This is a genomic window from Bradyrhizobium sp. 192 (genome assembly GCF_023100965.1).
GTDB classification, from domain to species: domain Bacteria; phylum Pseudomonadota; class Alphaproteobacteria; order Rhizobiales; family Xanthobacteraceae; genus Bradyrhizobium; species Bradyrhizobium symbiodeficiens.
The window spans coordinates 1841168-1853378 of record NZ_CP064690.1 but is presented as its reverse complement, the minus strand read 5'-3'; the positions used below and the strand labels follow the sequence as shown (position 1 = coordinate 1853378).

Below are 12211 nucleotides of genomic sequence, written 5' to 3'. Positions count from 1 at the left end.
TGGAAACGGCCTCCTCGTCAAGGCTGGCGGGCTGGTTCGAAGATTGTTCCGGCGGTCCATGGGAGGGCCCCGTGCGCGGCGCGGAGTGCCCCCACGAGCGACGCAGCGACGCGCGCGGGAGGGACCTGTGGGCCGGCGGGACGATCGTGCGCGAGGTGCTCACGGCCTTTTCTTTTCGCCGGCTTGGCGCCGCAGACTGTCGCCCTTGAGTTCGATGCGGTGGGCATTGTGAATGATGCGATCCAAAATCGCATCGCCGAGGGTGGGATCGGCAATGACATCGTGCCATTGCGACACGGGCACCTGACTCGTGATCAACAGCGATCCCTTGTCGTAGCGATCGTCGACGATCTCGAGCAGATCACGGCGCTGCTCGGCGGTGAGCGGTTCGGGTCCCCAGTCATCAAGAATGAGGAGATTGACGCGCTCGAGGGCTGCGATCAGGCGCGCCAGACGGCCTTCGCCGCGCGCCTGCGCGAGATCTGCGAACAGGCGGGGTGCCCGCTTGTAGAGGACGGAAAAGCCATCGCGGCAGGCCTTGTTGCCGAGTGCACAGGCAAGCCAGGACTTGCCGGTGCCGGTTGGGCCGACGATGACCAGGTGGTTGGCATCGCGGATCCATTGGCAGGTGCCGAGGTTCTGGAAGAGCGAACGGTCAAGGCCGCGAGCGGTGCGATAGTCGACGTTCTCGATGGCGGCGGCTTGACGGAGCTTGGCGCTGGTCAAGCGACGCGTGATGCGACGGTTGTCGCGGGCGATGGCCTCGCGATCGACGAGGAGGCCGAGCCAATCGGCATGCGGCATTCCGGCAGCCTCGGGATTATTCTGCAGTTCAGTGAGGCTATCGGCCATGGCGGTGAGGCCGAGGGCGCGCAAGCGATCGACGGTAGGGTGAATGAGCATGCTGATCTCCTGATCAATTGTAGTAACTGCGGCCGCGGATGTTGGCGTGGAAGAGGATGGGTGTCTCGTCGGCGGGCGGAGCGGTCCTGTCGGTGCCGTTCTTGAGGATGGCGGCGACCGATTTGTACGAACGGGCGTTGAGCAGCAGGGCACGGGCGCAGGCGGCGTCGACGCGCTCCTGGCCATAGCGCTTGACTAGCCCGAGAATGCCGATGGCGGAGCGGAAGCCCTGTTCCGGGTGCGGTCGCGACCGCAGGATGACGTCGACCAGGGTGTCGACGTCGGGGCCTACCTTGGCGACTTCGGAACGAATACGCTCATGGGTCCAGTCGCGATAACGACGATGCGAGCTCGGCATATGCTCGGCAATCGTCGTCGGGCGATGCTGCAAGGTGCTGCGTAGATGCGACGCCACCCGCTTGCCGCGCAGGAAACTCTCGACGGTCTTTTGGGTGACGCGGGTCTCGACCTCTTGACGCACGAGGTTGTGAGGGACGCTGTAATAATGCTTGGCGATCTCGATGTGATAATCGAGGTTGACCCGGCAGCGCTTCCACTCGGCATACTGGTACGGTTCATCCGGCAAGGGAGTGAGCGCCGGACGATCGAGTTCTTCGAACAGGTCGCGCCGACTTCGTCCCCAACTCCGGAGAGGTCGGTCGTTCAGCTCGACCAGGAGTGCGTGGATCGCCTCGTTGAGGGCGGCGAGGGAGAAGAATCGGCGGTTGCGCAGACGCGCGAGAATCCATCGTCCGACGATTTGGACCCCGACTTCGACCTTGGCTTTGTCGCGTGGACGATACGGTCGCGCCGGGACGATGACGGTGCGGTAATGGCGGGCGAGATCTGCATACGTCCGGTTGACCATCGGTTCGTGAAAGCAAGCCCGGGTGATGCCGGCCTTGAGATTGTCGCTCACCGTCTGCCGCGCCACGCCGCCGAAATAGGCAAAGGCCCGAGCGTGCGAGGCGATCCAGTCCGGCAAGCTCTGGCTGAAGCTGGCTTCGGCATAGGTGTAGTTCGAGGCGCCGAGCACGGCGACGAAGATCTGCATGCTGCGCACCTCGCCGCTGAGCCCGTCAACCACCTCCATGGTATGGCCGGAATAGTCGACGAACAGCTTCTCGCCGGCGACATGGACCTGGCGCAGGGTCGGCTTGAGGCGGCCGGTCCACTCCTTGTAGCGTTCGCAGAACCACGCATAGCTGAAGCTGTCGGAGTTTGCGTCGCAATACTCCTCCCACAACAGCATCAGCGTGACGTTCGGGCGCCGCAGCTCGCGATGCAGAGCGCCCAGTCTGGATGCGGACGCTCGTCGCTGGGCTGATCAGAAGGCGGCGGAAACAGGCGGTTGTCGAGCTGGACGTCGTCGTCCAGCTCCGGCGGCAGCGGCCAGGTCAGACCGGCGCGGCGGGGTCGGTTGAGGTACTTGCTGACCGTGCCCTGGGCCAAGCCCAGGCTGCGGGCAACGGCGCGTTGCGACATGCCGACGCTGTCGTGTAGGCGTAGAACTTCACGGATGTGGCGCATGGACAGTCTCTCGGTCGGCATCTCGCTATGCGGTTAGGCAAAAGACCAAGCTACCCGGGTTGCAGACTGTCAGCGGCGCGCGCCTCCTAATTGCCCGGTTCGCGATCGCTGGAAATAGCGATCACGATCCGCTGGAAACGGTGATCACGATGCTCTGGAATGGGTGATCACGATGGCCTGGAATCCGTGATCACGATCGGCTGGAACACGCAGCCGGTGAGCGTCTCGGTGCGGTCGATGACAGCCCGCAAGGTGTGACCGTCGTACGGGTTATCGGGCAGCGCCCTGGCGTGCAGCATGAACAGGCCACCGGGAGCACGGCGGTTGTTGGTGACGATAGAGGCTTTGACACCGAACTCGTAAGGGCGGCTGCTTTGCCCTTGCCGATGCACTCCACCTCCGGGGCGTGGAAGGGATAGAGCTACCAGCCGCGCTGGCGCTGCTGCTGCGAGCGGATCTGCAAGGCCCGGCCAAGCGGGAGGGCGAAGGCGTTCTCGAGCACGGTCTGACCTTCGAGCTTGCGCGGATATCGCGGATGATCCGGCCCAGCCGGCTGCGCAGAATGCGCAACTGCCGCTGATGCCGCTTGAATTGCTTGGCATGGGCGTAGCGCCCCGCCATCATTGCCGCGGTCTTGGCAATGCGAAGATAGGACTGCCGCAGCCTGACCGCGTGCTTCCTCGCCAGTCGGTTGAGCCCCTTGATGGCCGCGTGCAGCAGCTTGGCATCGGTCGGGAAGGTGATGGCCTTCGGCTGCACGGTGGTATCGACCGTGACCCGCTTGAGGTCCTGGCTGCGTAACGCACCGGCCTCGTGCGCCACCCGCAAGCTCTCGGCCAGCAACGGCTCCAGCTGTCGCCCAGCCGCTTGCGCCAATAGCTCAGGTCCGAGCGCTCGTGCGGGAACGCGTGCTGAAAGAACTCTTCGCTGGTGAAGTACTGGAAATACGGGTCGTGGACCCAACGCTCGCACCCCCCCTCATCGGCAGCCCGTAAGTGTGCTTGAGCAGGAGTAGCCCGATCATGAAGCGGGTCGCGATTCCCGGCCGGCCGTTCTCGCTATAGAGCGGCGCGATCTCGCCGTCGATCCACTCCCAATCGACCTTGCCGGCAAGCTGAACCAGCTCGTGCTTCATATTAATGAGTGGTCCAGCCTGGCCCGGAACAGATCGCCCGATCCCGTCGTCCTGTGCTTCTTCGGTCGCATCGCCACCTCCGATGCGACGACGGAATCATGACTGGCCATTCGACGGAATCCTGAAAATGAAATTGCAAGGTCCCGATGCCCCAAGCATCAAAACCCTGCAATCGCAAAGCAGTCCACAAAGACAAATGCGATTCTGGCTCAATCCCTTAGCCGCTCTTCACGGACGAGTAGGTGGTGGTCCCCGGCAAGAGCGATCCTCATCTCTCCTAATTTGGGCCGATCTGTTGCACCGTTCACAATCAGAAGAAGAACATCGCCAACTCAATCGAGACGGAAAATCTTTCGCCCAACCGCTACAATTTCCCGGTCGGTCGGAGGATTACTTGTCTCGACGTGCAGAGTGAGATCCGGCCTGTTCACTCTCAGGAAGTTCATCAGCTCGGTCTTCTCGGTTCCCGGTCCGATGATCAGCAGATCAGTGCAGCTACTCAGGGCCCGACCTACCCTGACGACAAACGTCGGATCATCATTCACGTCGGCAGAGCCAGTATGCGCTTTGCAATCAAGACGCTGGGGCGCCAAATGCGCGCGTACGGCCGTCGCGCTGACGCCCGTTAAACCTATGGAGAATATCTTAGCAATGAGGCGGTCGATCCACACGACCGCGTGCGAATGAATCTGAGTTGTCATGTTGCTCATGAATGGATTCCATTGCATTTCGTAATTCACCTCTCCGTCGGAGCGCAAGCCCGCAGGCAACTTTCCTGCGGCTGACGATGCCAATCATGGCTCAAGTGATCAGCGTAAACCGACTCGCTACGTTGATGTAACCGAGAACAGATCGCGTTAATTGAGCGCTGTGCAGCTGGAAAGTGTCCACAACTTCATGCCGCGCGCCGCCTTCTTGACGATCGAAGGCTTGTGCATTCTCCGCTGCATGTCGCCCACTGCTCCGAGATGGATTTAACGCACCATTACGAATGCTCGAGCGCAACGAAGGAGAGCTCTTGTGGCTGTGAGAGTTCTAGATATTCAGGTTTGCGAAGCCGAAGCCACCCCGCCGGACGTGGGGATGGCTGGAGTGAAGCCATAGAGCACAACGACATCCCGCAGTGGTGGGTCATGACATACACGGATGCGGCCTGGTCACTGATCTCTCCGACCAAACGCGCTGATGCTGACAGGCCGCCATTTGCACTGGCGACCTTAGCGAACTCACTCGTCAACCGCACTCAATCCACAAGCCGCCTGGATGCATAGGTGTATTCGAGTGCAGCCGGCACGCGTATCCCGTGAGATTGGCGGCCGCGCTATGTCCGCCGTCGATATTCTCATAGCAGTAATAGGGCTGGCCGAGCGCAGCAAGCCTAGCGGCGGCCGTGGGCCGCATGCACGCGGTCGCCCTTGGTGGAAGTGAGAATGAAGGTGTCTGGGTAGGTCTTGCCCGGGACAAGCTTCTGATAGGGTGAGTAGGCCTCGATCCACCCGCGCTGCTCGGGATGGCGGGATCGCCATATTCGCCGATGTAGGAGGAGCCTGCGCCTAACTTGGTGAACCGAAACATGTCGAACAGCGCCACCTGCACGATCGCTGCGTTGAAGCGGTCTCGGCGCTGAGTAGTCGCGGTGCCCACCAGCAGATCTCCCTGGCTGCCGCCGACCACGCCCAATCGACGCGGAGAGGTGACCTTCCGGCCAATTAGGTCCTCCGCAAAGGCGATGAAATCATCCCATGTCCGCTGCTTCGTTGCCGCTTGGGCCGCCTCGTGCCATCGCGGCCCAAACTCGCCGCCGCTCCGCAGGTTCGCGACGACATATGCATTGCCCTGCTCGGGCCAGGGCCGCCCCATCGTTCCCGCACAGGAGGGCAGGAGCGAGGCGTGGAATCCGCCATAACCATTGAGAAGAGTTGGGATCTCCGCTCCGAACCTCGCGTTCTTGGGACGCACCAGAAAGTAGGGAATCCGGGTCCCGTCGAGCGAAGTGGCCTCGAACTGCTCCGCGACATGCCTGAACGGGTTGAACTTCGGAGGTATCGTCCTCAGTATTTCAAGCCCTTCGCTCGCCGCGTCGAAGTACCAAAGGGGCGTCGGCTCCAAATAGTTGGAGACGGTGAACAGCACCACGTCCGTTTCTTCGCTAGCGGCTGACAGGCTGACGTTCTCGTTCGTAGGGGGCGGGATCGGCGTGGCCCGCCAAGTGCCCTGATCGTACCTGTAGATGAAAGCCTTGCTCTGAACATTGTCAGGGCTCGCCATCAACAAGTTCTTGGTGACCGGGAACCCGCTGAGCGCTCGCCGAGGCTCGGGCTGGAAGACGAGCGATGGCATCCCGCGCAGCGGATCTTTGTTCCATTTGCCCAAGCCATACGAGATCATCGAGCCGGCCGCAAAGCGGGTGCTGCCGGACAGTATCCAGTCTTCATCGAGCGTCACGAGCAGGCGGCCGCTGACGATGCCGCTGATGTTTGCTTTCTTTGGCAGGTTTAGCTTGACCGGTGCGTTGGGCCCAAAGAGCACATACTACTGCTCGACGAAGCTTATGGCGCGCATGGCGCCGGCCGCATGAACTTTGCCTTTATTATCCTGCAGCACGAAGGGCGCCGCCACGGCATCGGTCGGCTCCCCACGGAAGACCTCGCGCGCTCGAACGAGCGGCTGAGCGCGCTTGAGCTCCTTCAAGACGAAAGGGTAGCCAACCTGCGTCAGGGTCCCTTCTCCCCAATCTCGTGCGATGAGCACCGCGTTGCGGTCGACCCAGCTGACGGCCTGCTTTCCCTCCGAAAGAGCGAAACCGGTCGTGACGAAGGCGTTGGTGTCCAGGTCGAACTCTCGTCAAAAACCTCAGGGCAACGTCTCTTGGTTGTTCATTAAGAGCGGCCACCATGGTGGTTCGCTACTCACCGACCTCCGATCGATGCGGCGTGCCAGGGAGAGGTTGGTCTTACCGGCCGGCAACAGCGGTCGTGATCTCCCGAGTCTCTGGTGGTCCGACGCTGACAGGGCGCCAAGGTCGACAAGCGTTCATAATCAAAGGTCTCGAGCATGGCGCGATTTGCCTTTCGACACGCGCTTGATCTCGGCATCGGTGCGTTGGCGCACGGAAGGATTTCGTTCGCGGCGGCTACAGCCGAAGGCCGAGTGTTCGGCACCTGAAATTATCCGGCGGACCGGCAATCTTGCACAGTCTTACTACGAGTTTGTGACGTCAGATTACCTTCGAAGCACTTGAGAACGGCGTCAATAAGGTCAAATCAGCGGCTCGATTTTAAATTTAGCAATCTACGGGTGGGGGCTTGCCCCGTGAAGGCGCTGCGCCGGCGCGCTGCGTAAGCCAGGAGCTTGGACAAATTTGTGCGATCATTTCGTTGAAAGGCCTTGATTCGCACGTAACGTCACATTGTACGATCTTGAAATGAGATCGCGACCTCTGACAAACGAACGTAAGCTACTCCTAGGGTGTGTGGCGATGACATAACGATCTTGTCGTATTTCGAATTTGCGGCGAACGCTCGCCGTAAATGAGCCGGCGGCAACTCTCCCTTGCCGACGGTCGGGCGATGTGTAGCAGCGTCGCTCCTCCCAGACTGACTTCGCCCGGCTTCCAAAATGAGGCCGGGCCTTTTTTTCGTCGGGAAGACCTTAGCGCCTTGTCGACGCGCAAGTTTGCCTGGTTTCCCGACGAGCTGATCGAGCAAGTTGCGAGGCGATTCCGGCAAGACAACACGCGTTACGACGACATCGGCATGCTTATTGTAAATCGTCAACAAATCGCAGCCTTCGGTTCTAGCATACAAAGCAACGCTTCCGCAGCCACCAACGACTTGAACGGTTCCGGCCTGTTTTTCCTGTAGACAGGCCATACTGTGCCTTTGCGCAGGAACACCACTACCACAACGTAACGACCTAAAGAGGATATCGTGATGCGCACACAACGAACGCATTTGTTTTTGCGTCCCAAAGCCAACTGCTGTGCAGTAGTTCTTATTGTGCAACGGCATCTCTGTCCTCGAGTCGGCGGGTTGCGCAAGATCAGCTGCCGACCGACGCGAAGCATCTTGCATGGAAGACGTATTTCGCCTGCGTAGCACCCACACCCCGGATCGCACCGCCATCACTGCGTGTCTCAGAGCCGAGCAGGCGAGCTTGAGTCATCAATGTCGCGACCTCCATTGGCGATACCGCCAAAGAAACCACGGGACTCGAAGTCTCGTTTGAGTTGTTTGTTTGGATGCGAATGTACACAATGCCTTTCGATACAGTCCTTATCGCCAACAGAGGCGAGATCGCCGCCCGCATCATCAAGACGTTGCGAAAGCTGGGCCTTCGTTCTGCAGTTGTCTACCACGAGGTCGATGCGCGAAGCCCGGCAGTCTCCATGGCCGACACAGCGATTCTTATCAGCGGTCACACGCCGATCGCGGCCTATCTGGACATCGCACAAATCATCGCCGCCGCTCACAAGGCGGGCGCCGGCGCTGTTCATCCAGGTTATGGATTTCTTTCCGAACAGGCTCAATTCGCCACGGCCGTGATAAAGGCCGGCATTGCGTTCATCGGCCCCGCCCCCGAAACTATTGAACTGATGGGCGATAAGATTCGGGCCCGCAACTTCGTCCAGTCGAACGGCTTTCCAGTGGCGCCAGCTGCAATTGAGGAGGACGATCCAGCGACGTTCGTCTCCAGGGCGCGTGCAATTGGAACCCCTTTGCTGGTAAAACCGTCAGGGGGCGCGGGCGGCAAGGGCATGCGGATTGTACGCGACGTCGATGCTCTGGAAGGCGAGATTGAGCAGGCTCGCTCTGAGGGGCAACGGTATTTTGGGGATCACCGGCTTTACGTCGAAAGTTACATTGAGAACCCGCGGCATATCGAAGTGCAGGTACTCGGCGACTCTTTTGGGAACATTGTACATCTGTTTGAGCGGGAGTGCTCGGTGCAACGCCGCTTCCAGAAGATCATCGAGGAAGCGCCCTCGCCAGCCCTGTCGCCAGAACTACGGAAACGCGTCTGCGAGACCGCGGTGGGTATCGCACGCGCCGCGAATTATCAAAACGCAGGAACCGTCGAATTCATTTTCGATGCAGGAGAATTCTACTTTCTCGAGATGAATACGCGCCTACAGGTCGAACATCCCGTGACTGAGATGATCACCGGCATCGATCTTGTCGCCGAACAGGTCTATGCCACCGCGGGCCGAGAACTTGGTTTTGCTCAGTCAGATATCGTTTCGAACGGCCACGCGATCGAACTAAGGCTGTACGCTGAAGCCCCCGAACGAGGCTATGTTCCGACGTCCGGCAAAGTACTTCTTCTCGAGTATCCGAGCGGGGTACGGATTGACAGCGGCATCACGCGGGGTCAGCCAATCACCACTGCGTTTGATCCCATGCTCGCAAAGATCATCGCGCATTCGCCGACGCGCACATTGGCCACCGCCACAGCCAATCACGCGATTCAGGGGGTCATTCTTCTCGGCTGCGAGACAAACGCTAGCTTCCTCGCCCGCATCCTTTCCGACGAGTCGTTTGTCCGCGGACAGTTTCATACAGGATATCTGGAGGAAAACCCGCACATTGCCGCTGGTAACTCTGCTACCGGCCTACCGGCATTCCTCGCATCAGCTGCTCTCCTGACCCGACAAGTCCGCGAATCGGCCGATGCCGTGCCCGCGCTTCACGCTTCGCTGGGCGATTGGAGAAATTGACGTGTATCACTCCGTCGAGGTTGATGGCGTCGACCATCAGTTATGGCTTTCACCCTGCCAATCCGGCTCCTATCATCTTCATTTGCGCGACCAAGTCATTTCCCCGGTCGCGTTCGCTCAATACGGCGAGAATTCAGGTGTCCTGACTGTTGCCGGCGAGACCGAACGGGTCCGCTTCGTCATCGAAGGCGATCTGATTCACGTCCACATCCGTGGCATAATGCGCGTTTTGCGCTACCGCGACCCGTTGCGAACGCTCGCTTGCGTGAACCAAGAGGAAAGTTCGCTCATGACCCGCGCACCGATGCCGGGAGTAGTCGTTACGATCGCGGTTTCGCCTGGTCAACCGGTATCCGCAGGCGCGGCGCTGATGATGATTGAGAGCATGAAGCTGGAGACGATTATTCGCTCGTCACAGGATGGCGTAGTCGATGGAATCCATTTCAAAGAAGGGGAGAGCTTCGAGCGGGATGCTGTGCTGATTACGCTATCGAAAGAAGGGCGCTGAAATGCTACGAATCGCTTCTGGGGCGAATGTCAATTCGCAAGACTTTCGTCAAAACGAGCTCCACAACAGGCGGCTTTCTGACGAGTTGAAGGAGCGGCAACGTGCTGTCCGCTTTCAGCGGCCCGAGCGGGAGCTCGAGCGCCTTCGACGTCAAAATAAGCTGTTTGTACGAGATCGGATCGACGCCTTGCTCGATCCAAAAACTCCGTTCCTCGAGCTTTCAACGCTGGCCGCTAACAAGGCCTATAACGGCGAAGTCCCCGGCGCGGCACAGGTCGTCGGCATCGGGATCGTCGCGGGTCGCGAGGTGATGGTTCATGCAGATGACGCAAGCGTGAAGGGCGGCGCATGGTATCCGTTGTCTGTCAAGAAGATAGTGCGGGCCTTGGACATCGCAATCGAGAATCGTCTGTCAGTGATTCATTTGTGCGACGGCGCCGGAGGATTCCTACCTTTTCAGGCAGAGTTCTTCGCCGATCGCTACTTCGCGGGTCGGATCCTCCGTAACCAATCCATTCTCTCGAAGATGGGAGTACCGCAGGTCGCGATCGCAATGGGTCATTGCACAGCGGGAGCGGCCTACGTCCCGGCGCTTAGCGAATTCAGCATTATGGTCGAGGATACGGGAGCTATATTTCTCGGTGGCCCTCCAGTCGTGAAAGCTGCTACCGGTCAAGACGTATCGGCACAGGAGCTTGGGGGCGCCCACATGCATACGAGCGTGTCGGGCACGAGCGATTATTCCGCGAGCTCCGAGATGCACGCTATTGCGATCGCACGTGATATCGTTGCCCGATTCCATCGGGCCGCGAAGACTCCGATTGATCAAGCCGCCCCGGAGCCCCCTGCCTACGACGCATCGGAACTATACGGCATTATTCCCAAGGACCCTCGAGTGCAGTTCGACATGCGGGAGATCATCGCCCGCATGGTCGATGGCAGCCGATTTCACGAATACCAGCCGCGTTTTGGCACGTCTCTGCTGTGCGGTTTCGCACGGCTTCATGGATATCAAATAGGGATTCTTGCAAATAATGGCGTGCTGCTCAGCGAAAGTGCGCTAAAGGGCGCTCACTTCATCCAACTATGCGACAAGAACCGGACGCCCCTGCTCTTCCTGCAGAATACAACGGGCTTCATGGTCGGCCGCGAATACGAGCGCCGTGGCATAACCAAGGATGGCGCCAAGCTGATCATGGCCGTCTCGGGAGCGTCGGTCCCAAAATTCACGGTCGTTTGCAACAGCTCGCACGGAGCAGGTACCTACGCTATGGCGGGACGTGCTTTCGATCCTCGGTTCGTCTTCACCTGGCCGCAGTCTCAGATCTCTGCGATGGGCGCCGAGCAAGCGGCAGGTGTGCTGACCCATGTTAAGGCCAGACAACTGGCCCGTGATGGTGGGCGACTCGCAGAGCAGGAGCTAGCAGCCATTCGAGGTCCCCTTCTCGACGAGTATCGGGAACGATCGAGCGCCTACTATGCAACCTCTGAAATCTGGGACGACGGAATTCTTGATCCAGTCGATACCCGAAGTGCACTCGCGATCGCCCTGAGCGCTTCGCTGAATGCTCCCATCGAAGCGCCCCATTATGGCGTATTCCGAATGTAGCCGGCAGGAGTCGAACGTCCGTGTCAGTGGATTCTACTCTCTAACCGGAGTCCAAATCGACGGATCGTCCTGTCCCCGGCATGAGCCAGATTGGTGTCGCCCACATTCCGCGCAGAACTCGAATTCGCGACCTTCGTCAAATAGATCAACCCGGGTGGGGCGTTGAATTCGGTGACCACGTTGTCGATCAGGACGACGGCGTTGCGTCGACGCAGGTGGAGCTGGTCGCATAAGCCTGATTGGCCGCGCATCGAACCTCGCGTGGGGACTACGCAAAGTGCGTAACACTCGAGATGATCTGCTCGTTACACTGCTAGCATTGCGTGGTGTAATTGCGAGGTTCCTGCGTGTCGACGCCATCGACATCTGGAGTTCGCGATCGATGCAAGCGCGGTCCGCCCTGCTGACTCTGATCCACCAACGGACGCGTCAGTCACACTAGATCTAAGGTGCGCCCTACTGATGGATTGTTGGTCCATTCATCGCCAACGATAACAATCCTTAGGAGGAGACAAGCCATCATACCGATCGCGGTCAACGATTCCGCGACGGGCTGGTTGCAGAAGAAGTCATCCCGCCATGCTCGACGATGGAACCACCCACCGTCTTGCCGTCCGATCGTCTGATCTGATCTCGAGCAAGGAACACTTGCTCCTTTGCAGGTGAACGCCATGGATAGCTTGATTCTTACGCAGCGTCAGGTTGTAGGATTGCAGAGCGGACTGACGTTCAAGCTGACACCGCGCATGCCTCGACGACGCATACGCGGTCCGAGCCGGACCGGTTGCCGAGCTGCATGACCCCACCAAT

8 protein-coding genes and 2 pseudogenes are annotated in these 12211 nt (G+C 59.6%); 4 read left to right on the top strand and 6 right to left on the bottom strand.

The genetic code is table 11. The annotated features are described in order from the left end of the window. Positions 1–159 precede the first annotated feature (159 nt). The 6 genes and pseudogenes from istB to IVB24_RS08510 form a co-directional block, all read right to left on the bottom strand. Positions 160–903, bottom strand: coding sequence for an IS21-like element helper ATPase IstB (gene istB, locus IVB24_RS08535; RefSeq protein ID WP_247772632.1), 744 nt, complete (start codon positions 901–903; stop codon positions 160–162). A 13-nt stretch (positions 904–916) separates the two neighbouring features. After that, positions 917–2454, bottom strand: a pseudogene (gene istA / locus IVB24_RS08530) (IS21 family transposase). Between the two features lie 188 nt (positions 2455–2642). Beyond that, positions 2643–3639: pseudogene (locus tag IVB24_RS08525) on the bottom strand (IS5 family transposase); the annotation flags it as partial. Positions 3640–3900: 261 nt separating this feature from the next. After that, positions 3901–4278 (bottom strand): hypothetical protein, encoded by a 378-nt coding sequence (locus IVB24_RS08520; protein WP_247772631.1) that lies wholly within the window; start codon positions 4276–4278, stop codon positions 3901–3903. A 523-nt stretch (positions 4279–4801) separates the two neighbouring features. Next, on the bottom strand, positions 4802–6097 hold the full coding sequence (locus tag IVB24_RS08515) for a prolyl oligopeptidase family serine peptidase (protein WP_247772630.1): 1296 nt from the start codon (positions 6095–6097) through the stop codon (positions 4802–4804). A 3-nt stretch (positions 6098–6100) separates the two neighbouring features. Further along, complete coding sequence (locus tag IVB24_RS08510; RefSeq protein ID WP_247772629.1) at positions 6101–6259, bottom strand: hypothetical protein; 159 nt, start codon at positions 6257–6259, stop codon at positions 6101–6103. A 968-nt stretch (positions 6260–7227) separates the two neighbouring features. Between IVB24_RS08510 and IVB24_RS08505 the strand changes: the two genes are divergently transcribed. The 4 genes from IVB24_RS08505 to IVB24_RS08490 all read left to right on the top strand — a co-directional run bounded on the left by IVB24_RS08505 (position 7228) and on the right by IVB24_RS08490 (position 11401). Continuing rightward, the gene (locus tag IVB24_RS08505) at positions 7228–7431 is read left to right on the top strand and encodes a hypothetical protein (RefSeq protein WP_247350365.1); all 204 of its coding nucleotides are present in this window, start codon (positions 7228–7230) and stop codon (positions 7429–7431) included. 392 nt (positions 7432–7823) lie between these two features. Then, positions 7824–9284: a biotin carboxylase N-terminal domain-containing protein gene (locus IVB24_RS08500; RefSeq protein WP_247350363.1), complete on the top strand. Its 1461-nt coding sequence runs from the start codon at positions 7824–7826 to the stop codon at positions 9282–9284. 1 nt (position 9285) lies between these two features. Continuing rightward, on the top strand, positions 9286–9792 hold the full coding sequence (locus tag IVB24_RS08495; RefSeq protein WP_247350361.1) for a biotin/lipoyl-containing protein: 507 nt from the start codon (positions 9286–9288) through the stop codon (positions 9790–9792). 1 nt (position 9793) lies between these two features. After that, a complete protein-coding gene (locus IVB24_RS08490; RefSeq protein ID WP_247772628.1) occupies positions 9794–11401 on the top strand; it encodes a carboxyl transferase domain-containing protein in 1608 nt (535 codons plus the stop codon). Positions 11402–12211: the final 810 nt, after the last annotated feature.

What these genes read in the sequence shown, in the direction of transcription:
- istB (WP_247772632.1), bottom strand. Translation starts at nt 903, where the DNA reads ATGCTCATTCACCCTACCGTCGATCGCTTGCGCGCCCTCGGCCTCACC.
- IVB24_RS08520 (WP_247772631.1), bottom strand. Translation starts at nt 4,278, where the DNA reads ATGAGCAACATGACAACTCAGATTCATTCGCACGCGGTCGTGTGGATC.
- IVB24_RS08500 (WP_247350363.1), top strand. Translation starts at nt 7,824, where the DNA reads ATGCCTTTCGATACAGTCCTTATCGCCAACAGAGGCGAGATCGCCGCC.
- IVB24_RS08490 (WP_247772628.1), top strand. Translation starts at nt 9,794, where the DNA reads ATGCTACGAATCGCTTCTGGGGCGAATGTCAATTCGCAAGACTTTCGT.